This is a genomic window from Cupriavidus sp. USMAHM13 (assembly GCF_001854285.1).
GTDB lineage: Bacteria > Pseudomonadota > Gammaproteobacteria > Burkholderiales > Burkholderiaceae > Cupriavidus > Cupriavidus malaysiensis.
In genome coordinates, this window is the sequence record NZ_CP017752.1 from 273150 (window position 1) to 294191 (window position 21042).

Consider the following 21042-nt stretch of genomic DNA (forward strand, 5'->3'; position numbering starts at 1 on the left):
GCGCTCACGCGCATCGGCTTATGCCCATCGGGCGAACTGATCGGCATTCGGGCGCGGCGCAGCCAGGCTGCACCGATCATGCACGCCATCGCCCCCCCCGAACTTCCCGCAGCCATTCCGACATGACACCCACCAAAGCCTGCCCCGTCGTACTGAGAGCCGTGCAGAACCACCTCGAAATCCTCGCATTCGAACATCCGCTGGCGGGCATGCAACTGATCAAGGGCACGATCGAGGCCGGCGAACACCCGGCGGATGCCGCCGTCCGCGAGTTGCACGAGGAGTCCGGCATTGAAGGCGTGGCAGCGGTCGACCTGGGCCTGTGGGAATCCGGCTATGAAGGCCAGGTCTGGTCGCTTCACCTCTGCCAGGTCGCCCATCCGCTGCCGGACACCTGGGTGCATCACACGCAGGACGATGGCGGCCATGACTTCCGCTTCTTCTGGCACCCCTTGGATCAGGTGCCGTCGGATCGATGGCATGGGTTGTTCCGCGATGCGCTCTCGACCGTCTCCGAGCGGCTCGCGACGATGCCCTAGCGTTGCTCCGGGTACAGCCCGCCCCCCCGCCCGGCACAATGCGCCAGCCAGTGCGCTACCATGCCCCATCGCCGCCAGCCTCCCCACGGCCAAGCCCGCCACCATGACCGCCAGCCAAGCGCATCCCCGCCCCGACTGGGTCCACCGCGCCGCCCCCATCGCCGGCGTGGAACGCATCGAAGCCTTCTTCCACGGCAAGGCCTACGCCATGCACCGGCACGACACCTACGCCATCGGCCGCACCCTGGCCGGGGTGCAGAGCTTCCAGTACCGGCGTGGCATGCGCCACAGCCTGCCCGGCCAGACCCTGGTGCTGCATCCCGACGAAGCGCACGACGGGCAGGCCGGCACCGACGCCGGCTTCCGCTACCGCATGATCTACGTCGAGCCCGCGCTGTTCCAGGACGTGCTGGGCGGCACGGCCCTGCCCTTCATCGAAGGCGGCATCAGCACCGACGTCCGCCTGCGGGCCGCCACCGACACCCTGCTCCAGCAAGTCACCTACCCTCTCGAACCCCTGGAGCAAAGCGACGCCCTGGCCGAATTGGCCCACGCGCTCGCCGCCGTGTCCGGCCAGCGCCCGATGCGCGCCGCCGGCGACTTCCCCAGCGCCCGGCGTGCGCGCGAGTACCTGCACGCGCAAGCGCACCGCGTCGTCACACTGGAAGAACTGGAACACGCCACCGGCCGCGACCGCTGGAGCCTGTGCCGCGACTTCCGCACCTTCTACGGCACCACCCCCTACCGCTACCTGGTCATGCGCCGCCTGGACACCGCACGCCGGCTGATGCTGCACGGCCTCAGCCTGGCCGACGCGGCCGCATCCGCCGGCTTCGCCGACCAGAGCCACATGACCCGCCACTTCAGCAAGACCTACGGCCACACCCCCGCGCGCTGGCTGCAGATCGCCAGCGCGCCGCGCCGGCGCTGAGCCCACGCAAGATCGTTCAAGACCGGCGCCACGCCCCGGCGTAGCCTTGGCTTCATCCATCCCCCACCAAGGAGAAGCCCATGTCCGACACCAACATCGACACCTGCACCCAAGCCCCCGCCACGCGCGGCCAAGGCATCGCCATCCCCCTGCTGGACAAGGCCCGCCGCATCGACGGGCACTGGCAACCGCGCGTAGTCGCCGAGATGAATGACTACCAGTTCAAGGTCGTGAAGATCGAAGGCGACTTCGTCTGGCACCAGCACGCCGACACCGACGAAACCTTCATCGTGCTGGAAGGCGAACTGCGCATCGACCTGCGCGACGGCAACCTGCTGCTGCGCGCCGGTGAGATGGCCGTGATACCGAAAGGTGTGGAACACAAACCGTACGCCGCGGCCGAGGTCAAGCTGTTGCTGATCGAACCGCGCGGCGTGCTGAATACGGGTGACGAAGGCGGCGAGCGCACGGCAGCCAACGACATCTGGATCTGAACCACTGGACGCCCCCGCCCCGCCACCAAGATCCCACTAGGGCCGCACGCAAGCGGCCCTCGCGCCTTGCCGGTCAGATCATCTCTTGCACGCGGCGGACCGCCTCATCCAACTGCGCCTTCAGCGGCGCCAGCAGGCAATGGATGCCACAGGGAATGGCGCTATTCCAGGATGGTTTGAAGACGGGCGAGCGCATCTTCCACGACCTCGGCAGGTGCCCGTTCAATCTTCCTCGCACCGCAAGCTTCAAGATCCAGAGTGCGCACCATGTTCACCAGCGCGACGCCTTGGGTCTCCGTGCCCGCCCCGGACAACGGTACGGCAAATCCGGCGAATCGAGCGAAATCGCCGCCCTGCGTAATCGGTGCCACCAGGGCAACACCCAGAGCGTTGAATGCTGCCGGTGACAGCACGAGCGCGGGACGGAAATCCCCTTGCTGCTCACGCCCCTCCGTTGGGTTCAGGCTCACCCGCACAATGTCGCCCCGGTCGAACTTCGCGCGCCTCACCATACTTCGCGCCCAACCGGCTTAGCCCCGCTCCAATCATCCAGCCCGTCAGGCGTCGGCGCCTTGGAGTCGCACTGCGCAAGCAGTTCATCGAGTGAATACTTGTGCCTGGCTGGTTTAAGCATGACACCATCCGGACGCACCTCCACGGACAGTTTGTCGCCCAACGCCACCTTGAGTTGTTCAAGCAAGGTCGTGGGCAGGCGCACGGCCGCGCTGTTACCCCATTTCTGAATCGACAGTTCCATCGCTACACTCCCATGTGTAGATCCATTGTAGATACGTATACTCCGAGCATCAAGACGATGTATCTACAATGTAGATATCAGATGAAACACCAAAGTGCCACATTCACCTCTCTGAGTTCCCAGGCCGAGATTTCCAGATATGGCGGAATGTGAGCCAGTACCCACATGCCCCAGGTGACGCCCAACAATGGGATGAGCGCGTCCCGCCCTGATCACCGATCCGAAGCGAATCGAATGCGGGCAGCGGTAAGTCGCCATGCTGCCTTCGATACGGACGAGAACCGTATCGGGCGTGCCAGGCCGGGAGGCCCGACCCTCTATCGCGGCGATGGCACTGGCCTGTAATCGGCCGGCGTGCGCCAGCGCGACTCTGGCAGGAGAGGGCAAACCCAGCTGGCGCGGATCGATGGCCGGGACGGTGGCCCGTCGCATTATCCACCCGTCCCGTGCGTCTTGCGGGGCACGTGTAGAGTGTCCTGCCCCCCCTGATGGATCGCACCCCATGGCAAAAAAAGCAAATAATAGTTTCCGTTTTTGAGCAAGATAGATATTATTTCTTGCATCATGCCTCGAAAAGCCAATGCCGTCACGACCCTTCCTGGACCGGTCAGCCGCTCGCTGGTTCAGCTCGGCCTCAACCTTCAGGTCGCCAGGAAGCGCCGCAAGGAGACAATGGCCGCCTTTGCAGAGCGGATGCAAGTCTCGGTTCCCACGCTCCGGAAGATGGAGCAAGGCGATCCTTCAGTGTCGGTGGCTGTCTATGCGATGGCGCTCTGGCTGGTCGGCCGCTTGAAGTGGCTTCCAGAGATCGCCAACCCTGCCGCCGATGATGTGGCGCTCGACCTGGAGCTCTCGCGCCTGCAGCGGCCGGCGGTCAAGTCGCAAGCCAAGTGGACGAAGCCATGAGTGACCACCTGTATGTCTGGCTCTATCCGCCCGAGGGCCACGAGCCGCGCCTGTGCGGCCGCCTGGATCTGATCGGTGGGCGGCAATGTCTCTTCTCCTATGCGCCCGAGTATTTGAGCCGGCAGGATGCTACCGCTCTCTGCCCCGACCTTCCACTGCGCCCTGGCCAGTACACCGCGCCTGCCAGCTTGGAACTGCATCCGATTTTCGAGGACGCCGGACCGGATCGATGGGGGCGCCGCGTCATCGACCGGGTGTACAACCCCCGGCGGCGGGCCGCGATCGACTATCTCGCTCTCGCAGGGGAGGACCGGATCGGTGCCCTTGGCTTCTCAGAGTCGGATGGGGTCTACCAGGTCAATCACGCGCCGGTCTTTCACCGCGGGGATCTACCGAGCCTCATCGAGGCCGCACGCGCGGTAGAACTGCAGATGCCGATCGACGATCGGCTTCGGCGCCTCCTTCGCCCGGGCGGCACCGCCGGCGGAGCCCGCCCCAAGGCAGTCATTGAAGACGACGGTATTGCGTGGATCGCGAAATTCCCCGCCGAAGGCGATGATGTCGACTTCTGCGCAATCGAGCATGCTTCGTTACGCCTGGCTCGCCTGTGCGGTATCGAGACGCCGGAGTCGCGCTATTTGCAATTGGGGCGCAGTCAAACCCTCCTGGTGAAGCGCTTTGACCGGGAGCCAGACGGCAGCCGCATTCACTTCGCCAGTGCCCGGACGATGCTGCTCGGTGAAGGGATTCAAGAAGACCAGATGGCTTATGCGGATATCGCCGAGTTCGCCCGCCGCTTCTCACCCACGCCAGCCGAGGACAGTCGCGAGGTGTTCCGGCGGATGGTCCTGAACATCCTCATCGAGAATACCGACGACCACGCTAAGAATCACGCGTTCCTGCATAGCGGCGGCGATCGCTGGCGACTGTCGCCCGTCTATGACATCCAGCCGCAGCTACAGGGAATTCCCTACCAGCAGCTCATCGTCGGCGACGCGGGCACGGACCCGAGCTTGGCAAATGCGCTCTCGCAAGCAGGGCGGTTCATGCTAACGCCGGCTGAGGCATACACCGAGGCCGAGCAGTTGCTGGACACCGTGTCACGCTGGCGAGAGGTTTTCCTCGAATCTGGCGTCAGTGAGCGTGATATCCGCGAGCTTGAGCCCTTCATGTTGCGTGACGCTGTACTGCCGCCGCAGCCGAGCAGGCGTCGCTCCGGGCGCTCAAGCGGCTGAGCCGCGCTCAAACGCACGAGTCGCCCATTCCATGATCCCGAAGTATGCTGGCGGCCTACCTGGTCTATCTCGTTCGCTCCTAAGCCACAGCTTCATGCACCTCCCGCAAGACGCCCTGCAAGACCTCACGCAGGGCCCTCGGTCGATTCTGTTATGCACAGCACGTACGCTCCGGCCACAGCAGTTCCACGTAGAGGCCGCCGGACTTGCCGATAGAGACTTGCCGATAGAGCAGTCGGCCGAGGCCGGCCAGAATCAGTTCGGATGAACCATGAATACAACGTATTGAAGCTTCACAACTAGTCGCTCAGATAGGGGGGTGCCATCCCACATCTGCAGGATAAATAGAGCGAACGTTCTCCGCTTCAATCTTAAGGCCCCCAAGAACTTGCGAATAGACCGCAATCAACCTCTGCTCCACCGCAAGACTTTCGTGGTTAGCGCACACCGCGACTTCGGCCGGAGCAACCGGGTTGCCGCAGTCGTTACTCGCATGTGCGCCCTCGCAGCACGCGATGAGCGAAGCAGGCGGTAGCCTGGAAACTTCGAAGGGAATGTGCCGGCGCCGAGCGTTGGTGGTGGCTGGAACGGTAAGCCAAGAAGCCCCTTGGTCGTGAAACCAAGGGGCCTTTGTGGCAGCGCCCCCCAGATCAGAACCGATAGCCGAGCTTGATGCTTGCCGCCTGTGCCGAGACATGCGTGGTATTGAACAACACGTTGTAGCCCAACGCGACGGACAACGCCTTGGTCGTCTGCATGCTCACGCTCACGCCGGTGGTCAGATAGCTGCGAGGCAAGCTCGTCCCCGGTGCGGCGAACAGCGTGCCGTCCTGCGACGCCACGTTCAGCACGCGGTTGGCGTCGAGCACCTCGCGCGCATAGCTGAGCCGCAACTGTGCATCGACCGGGTGCACCTCGCCAAAGGTCCGGTCGAACGTCACGCCCACATACGGCTGCAAGCTGCGGACGTTGTCGGTGCCGACGTTCAGGTTCTGCCCACCCGCACCGCTTTCGCCGAACCCGTTGGCGTGGAAGTATGCAAAGCGTGCGCCAACGCGCGGCGTGACGGTCACGCCGCCGAGCGGCATCGGCAGGCTTGCCTGGCCGCCTGCCGTGACCTCCTGCCCCACATGGTCGCCCTTGGCTGTGCCCAGCGCGCCGAACGGCCGCTTCTGCGACAGGAAATCCAGCCCGGCGCCGACGGTTCCCGCAAGCTGCACCGGTCCCGCTGCGCGGCTTGCATACAGCGCCGCACGCAGCGTATCGATGGTCCCTGAGTCGCCCGTGGTCGCTTCGTTGATGTCGGTGTGTGCGTAACCGCCGGCCACGCCCACGGTGTTATCGCCCATGCGTTGATCGAACCCGGCCAGGAAGCCGTAGCGGTTGGATTGGAAGCCGGGTGCCCCGCTCGATCCACCCACCTTGGTATGGCTGCCGGTGGCGACTGCCCAGCCGGACGAAGACCCCGCAATAACCGACGATGCGCGATCGAGCCGGTCGAGCCGGTCGAGCCGGTCGAGCCGGTCGAGCAGCACGGCATTGTCCGCCTGCGCGCCCAGGATCGCAGCGGTGCCGACGGCGGTGTAGATGCTCGTGTTGGTCGGTGCGATCACGGGGGCGGCCAACGTCAGCAGCACTGTGTTCGCGCCGTAGACCACCGACGGCGTCAGGACGCCCACGTTTTGTGCGCCAACGCTGGTCACTTGGCGGAATGTGCCGGTGATCCCATTTGCGGCCGTCAACAGCGTGTATTGCGTGCCCGCGTAGGCGCCCGGACGCGTGTACTGTGTCGGCCCATAGGTACCCGGCGCGTAGACAATCGCCAACGTGCCGTTAAGCGCGGCCGATCCTGCCACCCGCAACTGGGAAGCGGCCGTCGGGCTGACCTCGGCTGTCAGCGTTGCCGTGCTCGCCTGCGTGTAGTTGCCGCCCACATTCAGCGTGCCGATGGAGCCGCCCGGCGCAACCGATCCACCGTTGGTGACATCGCCCAGCACCGTGCCATGGCCGCGCAACGTGCCATTCGCGCCGACATTGACCGTGCCACCCAGCACGGCTGTGGGCGTATTGATATCGCCCACCTCCAGCGTGCCTGCCCCCACCTGCGTCGCCCCACTGAACGCTGAACTGTTGCCGTTCAGGATCAGCAGGCCAGACCCTTGTTTGGCTAACGTGCCCGAACCGGCAAGATTACCGTTGAAGGTGCCGCTGGCATTCGATAGCGTCAGCGTCTGCCTGCCCAGGTTGACCGTGCCGTTGCCCGCAAGATTCGTAATCGTGGCGCCATTGCTCGTGCTGGAGATATCCAGGGTGCCGTTGTTGATCACCCCGCTCGAACTCGCGATGCTGCCCGCACCCGCCAGTGCTAGCGTGCCGCCATGAATCGTCGTTGTGCCGCGATAAGCGTTGTTGCCAGACAGGGTTTCGGTACCGCTCGCGAGCGTCAACCCACCCGCACCGTTGATGCCACCATTGAACGTGCCGTTGGCGCTCGACAGCGTGAGCGTCTGATTGCCGAGATTGACCACGCCGGTGCCGGAAAGCGCGGTGATCGTCGCACCGCCGCTCACGGCGGAAATGTCCAGCGTGCCGTTGTTCACAACTCCGCTCGAGCCCGCAATGCTGCCCGCAGCGCCCAATGCCAGCGTACCGCCATTGATGGTGGTGGTGCCGGAGTACGTATTGAGGCTGTTGAGCGTCAACGTACCCGCCCCCTGTTGGGTCAACGACCCCGTCCCGGAGACGACGCCCGAGAATCCGACGGCATCGCTGCGGTCAAACACCAGTGCGCCCCTGTTTGCAACGTTGCCGGTGATCGAGCCCGACGTACTGCCATTGCCGACCTGCAATGTCCCTGCGCCGATCGTGACGCCACTCCCGGCCGACAGCGTCCCCGTCAGCACCGCCGCACCCGACGACGAAGACAGATTCACGCTGGTGCCGGAAACCGTGCCGGTCAGCGTCATCCCATTCGCCGCGGACAACACCACCGCACCGCCGCTCAGGTTGCCGCTTGCCGTCAACGTGCTGCCGGAATGCAGCGTCAGATCGCCGGTGCCCGTGTTGACACCGCTTGTGGGTAGTGTCAATGCACCGGTTGCACTCAGGTTGACGTTGCCGTTGTTGACGTCGGTCAGCGTGGCGATGCTGAGATTTCCGGAGGCAGTCAGCGCTATGCCCTGTCCTGTCGCAGATACCGTGCCGGTGAAGACGTTGTTGGCATTGGTCAGCGTGATGGCGTTGCTTCCCGCATTGAGCGTGCTGATACCACTGACCGACACGGCGCCCGTTTGGGTCATGGCACCGCTGCTGAACGCATTGAGATTGCCGGCAACGTTGCCAGTACCCAGGTTGAGCGCGCCGCTGCTGTTGACCGTCAGCGCGCCAGTGTTCACGGTGCCCAGCGTCGTGTCACCGTGGTTGGTCAGTTGCGTGTTGCCGCCTGTCAGACTCACGGCGCCGGCAAGACTGTTCGCTGCATTGATCAGCGTGATCGTGCCGCTACCCGCATTGAGCGTGCTGGTGCCAGTGACCGACAAGGCGCCCGTTTGGGTCATGGCGCCGCTGCTGAACGCATTGAGATTGCCGGCAACGGTACCGGTGCCCAGGTTGAGCGCGCCGCTGCTGTTGACCGTCAGCGCACCGGTGTTCACGGTGCCCAGCGTTGTGTCGACGTTGTTGGTCAGTTGCGTGTCGCCGCCGGTCAGACTGACCGGACTATTGAACGCATTACCTGCATTGCTCAGGGTGATCGCACCGCTGCCCGCATTGAACGCGCTGGTGCCACTGACCGACAGGGCACCCGTTTGGATCATGGCACCGCTGCTGGTCGCCATGAGATTGCCAGCAATGGTACCGGTGCCCAGGTTGAGCGCACCGCTGCTGTTGACCGTCAGTGCGCCAGTGCTCAGGGTGCCCAGCGTCGTGTCACCGTGGTTGGTCAACTGTGTGTCGCCGCCAATCAAGCTCACCGTGCCAGCAAGACTGTTCCCCAGATTGGCAGCGGTAATCGCGCCGCCGCCAGTGCTTTGCAAGGTGATGCTCGACGCCGGGCCCAGCATGACGCTTTCGTTGAAGGTCTGCGCACCGGCGGTTGTGACATTGCCGGTCAGCGTGGTCGGTGCGTTGCTGGTCAGCGAACCCACATTGACCGTGCCAAGCGTCAACGGGTTGCCCCCCGTCGTTGTCAGCGCCGCGCTGCCGGTGATGGCGCCAGAAACGGTGAGTCCGTTGGTGCCGGTATCGATCGTGGTCGCACCGTTCACGATCAGCGCAAGACCGCCGGATGCACCGCCCGTGATATTCAGACCGCTGGCACCTGCCGTGATCGTCGCGGTAGCACCGCTTGTCACATCCACGACGCCGTTGAGCACCGAACCGCTGTTCAGCGTGAGGAAATTGGCGCCGCCGGTGAAGGTAACGGCATCCGCCCGCGTTTGACCGTCGCCCGACATGCCGCCGGAGATCGTGCCGCCGTTGGTGATCGTGAGCCCCGCACCGATGACGCCGGCGCCTCCAGCGCCGTCTCCCCCCGAAGAATATGCGGACCCTCTAGCCCCGCCGTTTCCCCCTGCGATCACGCCTATATTCGTCAGGGCATTGCTGCTACCGGAAACCATGACGCCGGCGCCGGCATCCCCGCCGTTGTTGCTGGCATTGACCACCGGGGTTGACCTGTTTTCGGCTAGCCCACCGCCGCCACCACTGCCGCCCACGATGGAGCCCGCGTTGCTGAATGCCTGATTGCTGCCTGTCCAGACAACGCCGGCGCCTCCCGCCCCACCATTGGCGATCACGCTCGTCGTGCTGTTGTTCACACTGAATCCGCCCCCGCCGCCTCCACCGCCGACAATCGAGCCTGCCGCGTTGTTCGAGTAGGTGCCGCCCGTTCCGCTCAGCGACAGGCCCACGCCACCGGCGCCGCCGCTTGCAGACCCAGATGTCCCACCACTGAAGGCCGCGCTGGTTCCCCCGCCACCACCACCGCCGCCGACGATGGCGCTGGAATTGCTGCCGCTGCCAGAAGCCGCGACTGAAACGCCACCTGCTGTACCGTCCTGTGCTGGCGTACTGGTACCGTTAGTCGATTCTGCATCGAATCCCCCTGCGCCCCCCGTCCCGCCAAACGTTCCGGCCGTGCCGCCGCTAGCCGGATAGACAGAGATATAGCCGCCACCGCCACCGTTTCCGAGCGTACCGGCTCCGGTTCCAGCACCGCCACTCGCGCCGGGGAGCGCAGCCAGGCCGGCGCCTCCAGCCCCATCTGCCAGCGCCACGCCGGACGCAAGCGTCATCGCCAGCGCGCCGGCAAGCCTCCGGCCGTCAACGCATCCACGGCGGCGTCCACCTTGACCGCGTAAGCGGGTGATTTCCGAAACGGCTTGAGAAAGCCCCGAGATGGGATTCCGGACGACTCGATAGATGCGGTTCATTGGCTCGTGCTCGTTGTATTCCGGCTTTCATTCCAGCGGCGTACCGCTCCCCCATTGCGCGTGCAGAGACCTCGATCCTGCGCCCTTCTTCAAGAACGGCCTGGCTCGCTTCCCGAAGCAAGCAATGCCTTTTGCAGCACACTGACCCTTGACCCCAATCCCCGGCCATCGCGCTCGGTTGGCAGGGTCGCGTATTCCCGTACCTCGTGAAGGGCACGCTGAAATGGCACCGCTGCTTTCGAGCCAGCCTCCGAACGTCATGCGCGCCCCGATGGTAGGACACGGAACCCTGGCGGCGAATACCTAAAAAACGGTAGGGATCTGCCAGCGCTCGGCCGGCGGGCAGGCCGGCGCCCTGCCCATCCCACAAACGAGGTATTGCACCCCGAGCGCCCGTGGCTATGCTGCTACCGGGCAAGGCAAAGCCTGCCTGCCGCCGGCACACGCGCACGCTGCGCAAGTGAGCAAACACTACGAAACCGCCCCGGCGGACACCGCCACCCTCGCCCATGACCAACACCGCCCCGAACGCCGACGACTCGCTGCTGCCCGCCCCAATGCTGATCGTGGAAGACGATCTGCTGATGCAGGCGCGCCTGCGCGACCTGCTGATGGTGCTCGGATACACGCCCGAGGCGTTGCTGTTTGCGGGCAGCATCGCGCAGGCCAAGGCGCTTCTTGCCGACCAGCCGATCGCCATGGCCTTGGTCGACGTGGGCCTGCCTGACGGCAACGGAGTCGACCTCATCCGCGTGCTGCATCAGCGGGATGCAACCCTGCCGATTCTGGTAATCTCGACGTGGAATACCGAACAGGTCGTCGTGACCGCGCTGCAGGCCGGCGCGACCGGCTACCTGCTCAAGGAGCGCGACGACGCCGAGATCTCGCTGTCGATCCGCAGCGCATTGCGCGGCGGTGCACCGATCGATCCGTTTGTCGCCAAGCGCATTCTTGAACTGATCGGTACCGGGGGGACGCTGCTGGCAAATCAAGCGCCCACGGCATCGCGGGAAGGTGGCGCGTCACCGTTGAGCGGGCGTGAAATCGAGATTCTCTCGCTGGTGTCCAAGGGGCTGACCAACCGCGAAATCGCCGATGTCCTGTCATTGTCGAAGCTGACGGTCGGATGCCACATCAGAAATATCTACAAGAAGCTCGCCGTCAATTCACGCACGCAAGCGATTTTCGAAGCGCGCTCGAATGGTTGGCTGCCCTAGTCTGCGCGTGGATGCTCGCATCCTCCGCGTGGGCTGCCGCACCGGCTGCGCCCGCCACGGAACTGCCGTTTTCCCGCGTCCAGGCCGTTCGCGCCCACGTACTGGACGCGCAACCCGCCCTCCCCATCGAGCAGGATCAACCACCAGCCACGGGCTGGGTCGACGTCAAGCTGCCCGATTTCTGGGCGACACGCTGGCCTGGTTTCGACGGCGTCGTGTGGTATCGCCTGAGCTGGCAGCAAGCGCGCGCTGATACGCCCGTCGCGGCCCTGCTCGACTATCTCAATATGGCAGGCGCGATCTACCTGAACGGTACGCTGCTCAATCGCGATACGAATCTCGCCGAGCCGCTGACGCGCGCCTGGAATACTCCCCGCTATCTGCTGCTGCCGGCGGCCCTGCTGCACCAAGGCACCAATACGCTGCTGGTGCGTGTGTCGGGCATGGCCATGTACCAGGCCGGTCTTGGCCCCACGGCACTCGGGCCGCCCGCGCTGATGCGGGCCCGCTTTGACGATGCACGCTGGCTCCGGCTCGACATTCAGTTGGTGAGCCTGGCGGTCAACGCCACGCTGGGCTGCTTCTTCCTGGCGATGTGGATGATGCGGCGTCGGGAAACCGTCCATAGCTGGTTTGCCTTCTCAACGCTCGCGTGGTGGGCGGTCGGCTACAACCAGATTGCGGCCAGCACGTGGCCGTTTGGCAGTACCGACGGCTGGGAGATCGCCAACGCCGTCGCGTTCTCGGTGTACTGCACCGCGCACACCCTCTTTATCCTGCGTTTCTGTGAGCGGAGCTGGCCGCGCGCTGAACGTGGGCTGTGGCTGTTCGTCGCCCTGTCCAGCGTCGTACTGATCTGCACACCACACCAGCGGATCGACGACGTGCGATCGCTGCTGTTTATCGCGCAGGCCGGCCAGTTCTTTGCGGTCAGCCTGGCCTTCGTGGTCTTTGCATTCCGATACGGGCGTACTGAACACCGGATCCTCGCCTATTGCGTGCTGGTCTTCGTGGCGGCGGGCGTGCATGACCTGCTCGCCTTTCTCACGGTCCTCCACGACAACACCTACTACACGGCGCTGATGTCGCAAGTGCTGGTGATTGGCATGGCGCTCGTGCTTGGCCGGCAATTTGTCACAAACCTGCGCCGCATCGAAGGGTTCAACAAGGACCTGACCCGAGGCATCGAAGACGCGAGATCCGAACTCACACGCACCTTGCACCGCCAGCACGAGCTGGAGATTGCCAACGCGCGCCTCGGCGAGCGGCTCAATCTTGCGCATGACCTGCATGACGGCCTGGGCGGCACGCTGGTCAGCAGCATCGTGGCGCTGGAACGCGCGCCGCAGGAGGTTCCGCCCCAGCGATTCCTGTCCATCCTGAAGGAGTTGCGCGACGATCTGCGCATCATCATCGATTCGGCCACCAGCCAGCACTACGGCGAAACCACGCTGGCAGATCAGATCGCACCGCTACGCCACCGCCTCACGCGCCTGCTCGAGACACGGGGCATTGAATGCCGCTGGCACCCAATCGGTATCGAAGCCTGCATGCTGCCGGCGGCAAAGAGCCTGGAGATCATGCGCATCCTGCAGGAAGCGCTGACCAACGTGTTCAAGCACAGCCGCGCAAGCCATGTCGACGTTGGGGTGTGCTATGACAAGCAGGGCCTGCGAATGACAGTCCATGACAACGGCACAGGCTTCTCCGCGCAAGCGAATCCGGCACACCGGGGAACCGGCATGCAGAGCATGCGGGCGCGCGTTGGCCGATTGGGCGGCACGTTCGAGATCCAATCTGCGCCGGGCTCGACGCTCATCACGCTGCATCTTCCGGTGTCCCGGGTCGACCATAGCAGCGGTCCGCCAGTGTCTGATCGTCGCACAGGCATTGCGAGGCATTCTTGAAACTCGGTGGCTCGGAACGTGTTCAGACGTAGCGAGCAGGCTCTATCAACTGGCCTCTTAGGACTTCAGTATCTCCTCCGCCGCCAAAATCGGGCAACGCACGGAATTCGACGAGCCGAATAACTTTGCCAAGCGGTATCGGCAAATCGTAGGATCGACGCCATTGGCATTTCGACGCCGATTCCAGAACGTCGGCGCGCGTGCCTGGGTTGAGTAGCCCCCCAGTTGGCGAACTGCGGCCACAGTATAGGAACCTACCTGCGTGTATTCAAAGTCAAGGTCTCAGCGGGCATGGGCATGTCGGGGAGCAACGCTCGTCGCTCGTGATCTCGCCATTCACCGTTGATGCAAAGATAGCTTGCAAAGATAGCGCGACGAAAGTCCTTCCTTCTGGAGTCCGACTCGGCGCACCAAGGCGATCGGCGCCTGGTTATCGGGCTGCACATCTGCTTCGAATCGATGTGCGGCTTTCGCGCAGATTCGCCATACCTGAAACTAGCGACCCGAGGGCGGAATCGTGGCCGGAGCGAGGTCGAGTTCTCTCGCGTAAGCGTCTAGATGCTCTCCTACATGGGCCTTCAACGTCTCGACGAATCGCTTGATTTTCGCGTCAACGAACTGGCGCGACGGATAGACGGCGTAGACATTGCGGACATGTGTGTGGTACTCCGGCAGCACGCGAACGAGCGCGCCGCTGCGCAGGTCGTCGATTGCCGAGAACGCGGCGAGCAAGCCGATGCCCGCACCGTCACGCAGCGCCTGTGACATCGAGTCCATATCGTTGACGCTGAAGTGCGGCCCCGTAGCGCGAAAGACCGCGTTACCGGCAGGACTCTCGAGATGCCACTCGTCCGGTGCGTAGTCGACGGTCCCGAGTTGAACGCACTGGTGGTCGATGAGGTCCTCTGGGCATTCTGGCGCTGGATGCGCAGACAGATAGGCCGGTGATGCCGCGAGAATGCAATGACTGGCGCCGATGTTCTGGCTGATGTATCCGGAGTCGGGTAGCGCCCGTGTAATCACGATTCCGACGTCGAGTTGTTCTTCGAGCAGATTCGGCATGCGCTGGGACAGCAGAAGGTCGACCGAGACCTCAGGATACGACTTGCGGTACGCCATGACGGCGCGAGTCACCAGATTGCGTCCTAGTCCAGGGACCGAGTGGACGCGCAGCGTGCCGCGGGGCTCGAGCAGCGCGTCGCGCGCCTCGGCCTCAGCATGCTCCAAGTCGGCCAGGATGCTCACGCATCGGTCGTAGAACCGCCGTCCTGCGTCGGTGATGACGAGGCGGCGGGTCGAGCGTTGCATGAGCCGGGTGTCGAGTGACCCCTCAAGCACCGCAACGGCGCGAGAGATGTTTCCCACAGTCGTATCGAGGTGGTTCGCAACCGCAGTGAAGCTCCCCATTTCGACGACTTTTGCAAATACCGACATGGTATATAACTTATCCATCCCACCTGTCCCACTCGTCTGAATTCATCGTCTCGGCCCCGCGCCGCGCGGTCCACGCGCCATGGTGCGCGGGCGTCCGGCCATCATAGGCGATCGCCGCCTTGTGTGTTGGTAAGCGTAACCGGTCGGAGCGCACGGATTTTCCCTCTCACGGAAAGAGTCATTCCTTCTACCCAGGCTAAAACCGGCCGGGCTTCCCGCTTAGACTGCGTTCCGCAGACAGACATTTACTGACAGCCGCAAGCCAAGGCCGCTTCCTCCAGTTTCGCCGGGCCTGACCAGCTCAGTTCTCGGCCTGGGCATGAAAGCTGATTGCTTCGATTTACTGACTATATTGAGGTTGGGAAAATGAACGCTCATTACGACTCCCTCTATCTTTTCATCAACGGAGAATGGATTGCTGCCAGCGAACGCAGCACTGCCCCGGTCGTCAATCCCGCTACGCTGCAGGAACTGGGCCGGGTACCGCTTGCAACGGCGGCTGACCTCGACCATGCGCTGCGGACGGCAAAGCGCGCGTTCGACGTATGGCGCAATACGGTGCCGGCGGAACGCGCACGTATTCTCAAAGGCGGCGCGGACCTGATTCGCGAGCGCGCCGCTCGCATTGCGGAACTGCTGACGCTTGAAGAGGGAAAGCCGCTCGCCGAGAGCCGCGATGAAGTGCTGCGTGCTGCCGAGTACTTCGAATGGTTCGCGGAAGAAGCGCGTCGTATCGACGGTCGCGTTGTCCCGTCGAATCGTCCTGGCGTGCAACAACTGGTGAAGAAGCAGGCCATCGGGCCGGTGGCCGCCTTTACGCCGTGGAATTTCCCGGCTATCACGCCTGCCCGGAAGCTCTCGGCAGCGCTGGCTGCCGGTTGTAGCGTCATCATCAAGCCGGGCGAGGAAAGCCCCGCGACTGCGCTCGCGCTCGCCCGCGCACTCGACGATGCAGGTTTGCCCAAGGGCGTGCTGCAGGTGGTCTTCGGCGTGCCCGATGAGGTGTCGAAGACGCTGATTGCGTCGCCGGTTATCCGCAAGGTGACATTCACCGGCTCCGTTCCCATCGGCCGACTGCTTGCCGCGCGTGCCGCCGAAGGCGTCAAGCCGATTACGCTCGAACTTGGCGGCCACGGCCCTGTGCTCGTGTTCAAGGACGCAGACGTCGAACGGGCCGCAGTCGAAGGCGCGGCGAACCGCTTCCGTGGCACCGGCCAGGTCTGCATCTCGTCGACTCGCTTCCTGATTCAGCGCGAGGTCTACGACGAGTTCGTCGGCCACTTCGTGTCGGCCACCCAGGCGCTCAAGGTGGGCGACGGGATGCAGCCCGGCACGCAGGTCGGCCCGCTCGCGAACGCGCGCCAGATTGCCAAGATGGAAGAACTCGTCGCCGATGCGATTGCGCGCGGTGCGAAGGTGCTCGCCGGCGGCAAGCGCATTGCGGGCGATGGTTACTTCTTCGAACCGACCGTGCTCGCCGACGTGCCGATGGACGCCCGCGTGATGCACGAGGAGCCGTTCGGTCCCATTGCGGTGCTGATGCGTTTCGACGAACTGGAAGACGGTCTCGCCGAAGCGAACCGCCTGCCGTACGGCCTCTCGGCCTATGCGTTCACGAGCAATGCGCGCACCGCCATCGACGTGGGCGACGGGCTGGAAGCCGGCATGATCGGCATTAACCAGTACCGCATCGTGTCCACCGAGCTTCCGTTCGGCGGGCTCAAGGAAAGTGGAATCGGCTCCGAAGGTGGCGCCGAAGGTATCGAGTTCTATCTCACGAACAAATTCATCAGCCAAGTGTGAGAAGCGCCCAATCATGTCAAAGGTCAATTTCGACAGCCCGCGCGAAGCCGCGCGTGCGTTCACGCCGAAGCTCGCTGCACTCATCGACGACGTGCTGTTTCCGCAGGTCTGGGCAGACCCAGCGCTCTCGCCGCGCGATCGCAGCCTTGTGACCGTCGCCGCATTGATTATGGGAGGCCACCACGACGAACTTCCCGCACACCTGCGACGTGCCCTGAGTAACCGCGTCACGCGTGAGGAACTCGCAGCAACCATTACCCACCTCGCGTTCTACGCAGGTTTTCCGGCCGCTATCTCGGCTTCTGCCGTTGCGCAATCGACCTTCGGCGAAGTACAGGCATAAAAGGACAGGCATTCATGAAAGCCATCACCTTCAACGAATTCGGCGACGCCGATGTTCTCAAACTCGCCAACGTTCCCGACCCGGAGCTGCGCCCCGACGATCTTCTGGTCCGTGTACACGCAGCAGGCGTGAACCGCGCTGACCTCACGCATCGACGCGGCGGTTATGGCCGCCCGAATTTCGGAGACTCGACCATCATGGGGCTGGAAATCGCCGGTGAGGTGCTGGAAGTAGGCGCATTGGTCGAAGGCTACAAGGTCGGCGACCGTGTGATGGGTGTCGTCGGCGGCGGCGCGTATGCTGAACTAGCGCGCATCGACTGGCGCATGGCGATGCCGATTCCGGAGCCGCTCGATTACGTGCACGCGGCGGCCATCCCCGAAGTGTTCGTCACGGCGCATGAAGCGATGATGCATCTCGGACGGCTTAAGCAAGGCGATTCCGTGCTCATCCATGCGGCGGCGGGCGGCGTGGGTTCCGCCGCGGTTCAGCTCGCATACGCGACCGGAGCGACTGTGTTCGCGACCGCCGAGGCAACGAAGCACGAACGCGTTGTTCAACTGGGCGCCGACCATGTGATCGACTACCGCACGCAGGATTTTGCAGCTGTCGTGGCCCAGAAGACGGGTGGACGGGGCGTCGACGTTGTGATTGATTTCATCGGGGAGCCGTATTTTGCACGCAATATCGCTTCCCTCGCGCACGGGGGGCGTCTTGTGCAAGTTGGGATTCTGGGTGGGGGCGGGCAGGTAAGTGTCGACATGGAGACTATTCTGTACCGCCACATCCAGATTATCGGCACGGTCATGAAGTCGCGCGCCCCGGCTGAAAAGCACGCTATGGTCCAGCGCTTCCGTGACCATTGGCTCAACCGCTTTTCCGGTGGCCGGTGCCTCGAGCCCGTTGTCGACAGTACGTTTCCTCTGGCGCGAGCTGCCGACGCCCATCGACGCATGGAATCTGCGGGGAATGTGGGGAAAATCATCCTGACGACGAGTTAAGGTGCGGCGACAGGCTGTCGGATGCGCTCCGGCTTGGATGGCTGAAACTTGTCGAGTTTCAGCCACCTATCGCTGCCGATTGGGTGTCGCAGCTTGGCCGGACTCGGTCGTCGGACGCTAGTGCGCCCGGGAGCGTAGACCAGTTGAATTCTTGAATGCCGTCACTCGGCTACGCGGCGATACGCCTCGCGCTGCAACAGGCGCGAGACAAAGCACAACAACAAGAAATCCGACTTGCGCTAGATAGAACGAAGCGGACCACTGATTGTGCACGGCAACGTAATAGGTGTTGTGCAGAACGTCGCTCACGATTATGAGTACCGTCAGCCACACACCCGCTCGTGGTTTGAGAAATAAAAGTAAGGCAGCCAACGGATCGAGGACTGCCAATGTATCCCAGTAGACCTTACTGAGTGGGGAAATTGTGGCTCCGTAGCCGTAATCCCAAAGCAACCCATGTTGCACGATCGTTCTGAGATGATTGAACGTTGCGCCGAGCAAGCACAACGCGAAAAATATCCGGATTGCAATCGATGCGCGACGCATTATGAAGATCCACGAGAACGAAACTCCTGGCAGCTTAGCAGACTTGCGGTCGCGCACAACGCACGCATCACGTGGACCAGCCAAGTACGTACCAGAGACGTTTCTGGGGCACCACAATTAACGGATTTCATACAGATCGACCCTAAACAGTCAGTCAAATCCCAAGCAAATCTTCCGATGGCTTTGTACCAACAATGACGGGTTGAAAGTACTGCCCATCCAATCGCTGAACGTCTTCGAAGCCAGCATTCAACATCAATTCACACAGTCGAGTTGCGGATACAGCGTAGTACCTTGAGCGCATAACGTGAGTATGGATGATGCCGGTTGTCAGTTCCTCTTCCACGATGAAGAACGCCAGGTCATAGTGGACTCCAGTGAAGTCCCAGACCTGAAATAGCACATAGCGTTTGCCATCCTCTATGCGAGCTCCGTAGTGCTTCACCAGATTCTTGCCTCGCTCTTCTTTTTCGTAGTCTCTAACAGTGATTAGGCACCCTCCCCCCGGCTTCAGACAGTCAAAGAATTGCCGAAATGCGCTAAGCAAATCATCGTCTGTCAGCAAATGTGGAACGCTGTTGTCGCATGAAATTAGTACATCGAATCCAGCCCCGTGTTGCGCATGAGCGTTTAGCATGTCAGCCACAGAAAACTGAATGGCTAGTTTGCGCCGCTCAGCTTCTTTTTTTGCTCGCTCAATCTCTTTTTCCGAAAGGTCTGACGCACTAATTGAGTAACCTAATTCAGCCAGTCCCAGAGCCTGGGTCCCAATGCCACAAGACACATCAAGCAATCGCGTACTGCCAGGCCAATGTTGCTGAATGATGTCGTCTAGTTGCTTCCCTTGAAGCTCCACACTGCGCGTCCAGTTTGGATAAATCAGATGGTATAACGGTGAAATTTCATCATAGAAATTCATCTTTCCTCCTGCGAAATGTCTACGGTAGCAGATCAGCATTTCAATGTCTGCTAGTGGCCGAACCCGGCCGGCACCCGACCGGTCGCCACCGATCGGAGCCAAGCGTCCCCACCAGGGGAGTTTGACCATGAAATGCCAGATTTGCGGGCGCGAGCTGAATCGAGACGGTGACCGATTGTCAGCGAGTCGCAGTGGCGATTGTTGGGTATGCATCGGAGAAATCGAAGCAGAGACGGGCGACAAGGCATCGCTGGAGAAGGTGCGCGACGGGCATTTTCGCTGACTCCGACCGGATTGGCCGGACACCTTAGATGGCGACTGACGGTCAGTATCCGACAGCCGTTGGCACGTCATCAAGCGCCGCTCCAGGCTCGAAAACAGGCACTGAGCCGGAGGCGCGCAGCCGTCATCCGTATCCGCTGGCTGCTCTGGCTGCTGCAGTGGCACGGCTGCCCGACCGGCCTACGGCACGGCACGCGTGGCGTAGGCCGCGTCAGCCTCCGCACGCACCGCCCCCGGTGGCCGCCCGACCACCCGCTTGAATGCGCGGCTGAACGCGGCGAGCGACCCGTAGCCAAGCCGGTACGCAACGGATTCGATCGCCTCGCGATCACGTGCGATCCATTGCGCGGCGAGCCGCATCCTCAGCTCGGTCAGGTAGCGCACGGGCGTCATCCCAGTCGCCGCGAGAAATCGCTCGGCGAACACCGAACGCGACACGCCCGCTTCGGCGGCCAATTCCGCGACGCTCCAGTTTTGGCCCGGATCGCGGTGCAGCGCGACGATCGCGCGGCCGAGCTTCGGGTCGAGCAGCGCCTGCACCCAGCCCGTTGCGTCGCCGCAGCCGCACTCGACCCAGCCGCGCACGATGAACGAGGCGACTACGTCCGCGAGCCGCGCGAGGATCCCCGCGAAGCCTGCGCGCTCCGAGCAGGATTCGCGCTCCATCGCATCGAGCATCGGACGGATTTCGGGGTAGCGCGCGAGCAGTGTGCCGACGTGCATGAACTCCGGCATCGTGCCGACGAGCGGCTGCATTCCGCCAAGATCAAACTCCATGCACGCGCTGAAGATCAGCGCGTCGCCGACCGTCGGATCAGATCCCGTGCACGGCGGTGGCGTACCGACCGACGCGATCGAGTCGCAGATCTTCTCGGTCTCGAAGGCACCGATGGGACGGCACAGCGCGTCTGGATCGGACACAAGTGCGTGCATGCTGCCGTGCGGCAACAGGATCGCGTCACCGGTTTCAAGCCTCATCGTTGCGCCAGCCGCTTCGCGCAGCAGGACCGGCCCGCGCCCGACGAAATGGAACTGCGCGCGTCCCGGGACGTGCCCGAAGCTCAACCCGAACGGGCGCGGGACCTGGATGCGGCGATATTGGACGCCGCTCAGGCGCATCCCCAGCAGCAGCTCGCTGACGAGATCGCGCACGTCGGGAACGGGAGCAGGAAGGGAAGCGGACATTGGATCCGGACGATTGATCAATGATTGCGGATTGTATGTCATATACCGTCTTGCCATCGCTGCTTACGATATGCCGTCATTGCACTTTTCCCGATTTTTCCTCTCATGGAA

The 21042-nt window shown here is 63.1% G+C and carries 16 protein-coding genes; 10 read left to right on the plus strand and 6 right to left on the minus strand.

Annotated elements, in window-relative coordinates; translation table 11 throughout:
- Positions 1-122: 122 nt before the first annotated feature.
- The 3 genes from BKK81_RS19630 (at position 123) to BKK81_RS19640 (ending at position 1964) form a co-directional block, all read left to right on the plus strand.
- Complete coding sequence (locus tag BKK81_RS19630) at positions 123-539, plus strand: NUDIX hydrolase (protein ID WP_071016970.1); 417 nt, start codon at positions 123-125, stop codon at positions 537-539.
- 103 nt (positions 540-642) lie between these two features.
- Positions 643-1470, plus strand: a complete 828-nt coding sequence (locus BKK81_RS19635) for an AraC family transcriptional regulator (protein ID WP_071016971.1) — start codon at positions 643-645, stop codon at positions 1468-1470.
- An 80-nt stretch (positions 1471-1550) separates the two neighbouring features.
- The gene (locus BKK81_RS19640; RefSeq protein WP_083384278.1) at positions 1551-1964 is read left to right on the plus strand and encodes a cupin domain-containing protein; all 414 of its coding nucleotides are present in this window, start codon (positions 1551-1553) and stop codon (positions 1962-1964) included.
- Positions 1965-2125: 161 nt separating this feature from the next.
- Here BKK81_RS19640 and BKK81_RS19645 read toward each other — a convergent pair whose 3' ends face one another.
- Together BKK81_RS19645 and BKK81_RS34465 are read right to left on the minus strand one after the other, a co-directional pair.
- Positions 2126-2476: a type II toxin-antitoxin system ChpB family toxin gene (locus BKK81_RS19645; RefSeq protein ID WP_071016973.1), complete on the minus strand. Its 351-nt coding sequence runs from the start codon at positions 2474-2476 to the stop codon at positions 2126-2128.
- Positions 2470-2721, minus strand: coding sequence for an AbrB/MazE/SpoVT family DNA-binding domain-containing protein (locus BKK81_RS34465; RefSeq protein WP_083384280.1), 252 nt, complete (start codon positions 2719-2721; stop codon positions 2470-2472). The genes BKK81_RS19645 and BKK81_RS34465 overlap by 7 nt, the downstream gene beginning before the upstream one ends.
- 534 nt (positions 2722-3255) lie before the next feature.
- Between BKK81_RS34465 and BKK81_RS19650 the strand changes: the two genes are divergently transcribed.
- Together BKK81_RS19650 and BKK81_RS19655 are read left to right on the plus strand one after the other, a co-directional pair.
- Entirely contained in the window at positions 3256-3627 is a 372-nt protein-coding gene (locus BKK81_RS19650; RefSeq protein WP_231908176.1) for a helix-turn-helix domain-containing protein, read from the plus strand.
- Positions 3624-4862, plus strand: a complete 1239-nt coding sequence (locus BKK81_RS19655; protein WP_071016974.1) for a type II toxin-antitoxin system HipA family toxin — start codon at positions 3624-3626, stop codon at positions 4860-4862. The genes BKK81_RS19650 and BKK81_RS19655 overlap by 4 nt, the downstream gene beginning before the upstream one ends.
- A 650-nt stretch (positions 4863-5512) precedes the next feature.
- Here the strand turns inward: BKK81_RS19655 and BKK81_RS19660 are convergent.
- On the minus strand, positions 5513-10294 hold the full coding sequence (locus BKK81_RS19660) for a beta strand repeat-containing protein (RefSeq protein ID WP_071016976.1): 4782 nt from the start codon (positions 10292-10294) through the stop codon (positions 5513-5515).
- 509 nt (positions 10295-10803) lie between these two features.
- Between BKK81_RS19660 and BKK81_RS19665 the strand changes: the two genes are divergently transcribed.
- Together BKK81_RS19665 and BKK81_RS36060 are read left to right on the plus strand one after the other, a co-directional pair.
- Positions 10804-11511 carry a response regulator transcription factor gene (locus BKK81_RS19665; protein WP_071016978.1) on the plus strand — a complete coding sequence of 236 codons (708 nt, stop codon included), beginning with the start codon at positions 10804-10806 and terminating at the stop codon, positions 11509-11511.
- Positions 11512-11522: 11 nt separating this feature from the next.
- Positions 11523-13418, plus strand: a complete 1896-nt coding sequence (locus BKK81_RS36060) for a sensor histidine kinase (RefSeq protein WP_071016979.1) — start codon at positions 11523-11525, stop codon at positions 13416-13418.
- 495 nt (positions 13419-13913) lie between these two features.
- Here the strand turns inward: BKK81_RS36060 and BKK81_RS19675 are convergent, their stop codons facing one another.
- Positions 13914-14870, minus strand: coding sequence for a LysR family transcriptional regulator (locus BKK81_RS19675; protein ID WP_071016982.1), 957 nt, complete (start codon positions 14868-14870; stop codon positions 13914-13916).
- 348 nt (positions 14871-15218) lie between these two features.
- Here BKK81_RS19675 and BKK81_RS19680 point away from each other — a divergent pair, with 348 nt between their 5' ends.
- Genes BKK81_RS19680 through BKK81_RS19685 form a run of 3 tightly spaced genes read left to right on the plus strand, consistent with a single transcriptional unit; the run spans position 15219 to position 17999 of the window.
- Positions 15219-16655, plus strand: coding sequence for an NAD-dependent succinate-semialdehyde dehydrogenase (locus BKK81_RS19680; protein WP_071016984.1), 1437 nt, complete (start codon positions 15219-15221; stop codon positions 16653-16655).
- Positions 16656-16668: 13 nt separating this feature from the next.
- The gene (locus BKK81_RS34475) at positions 16669-16998 is read left to right on the plus strand and encodes a carboxymuconolactone decarboxylase family protein (RefSeq protein ID WP_071039387.1); all 330 of its coding nucleotides are present in this window, start codon (positions 16669-16671) and stop codon (positions 16996-16998) included.
- Between the two features lie 14 nt (positions 16999-17012).
- Positions 17013-17999: an NAD(P)H-quinone oxidoreductase gene (locus tag BKK81_RS19685; RefSeq protein WP_071016986.1), complete on the plus strand. Its 987-nt coding sequence runs from the start codon at positions 17013-17015 to the stop codon at positions 17997-17999.
- A gap of 700 nt (positions 18000-18699) precedes the next feature.
- Here BKK81_RS19685 and BKK81_RS34485 read toward each other — a convergent pair.
- Both BKK81_RS34485 and BKK81_RS19690 read right to left on the minus strand, forming a co-directional pair.
- Positions 18700-19464: a class I SAM-dependent methyltransferase gene (locus BKK81_RS34485; RefSeq protein WP_083384282.1), complete on the minus strand. Its 765-nt coding sequence runs from the start codon at positions 19462-19464 to the stop codon at positions 18700-18702.
- A gap of 462 nt (positions 19465-19926) precedes the next feature.
- Positions 19927-20973 (minus strand): AraC family transcriptional regulator, encoded by a 1047-nt coding sequence (locus tag BKK81_RS19690; protein ID WP_071016988.1) that lies wholly within the window; start codon positions 20971-20973, stop codon positions 19927-19929.
- Between the last annotated feature and the right edge of the window lie 69 nt (positions 20974-21042).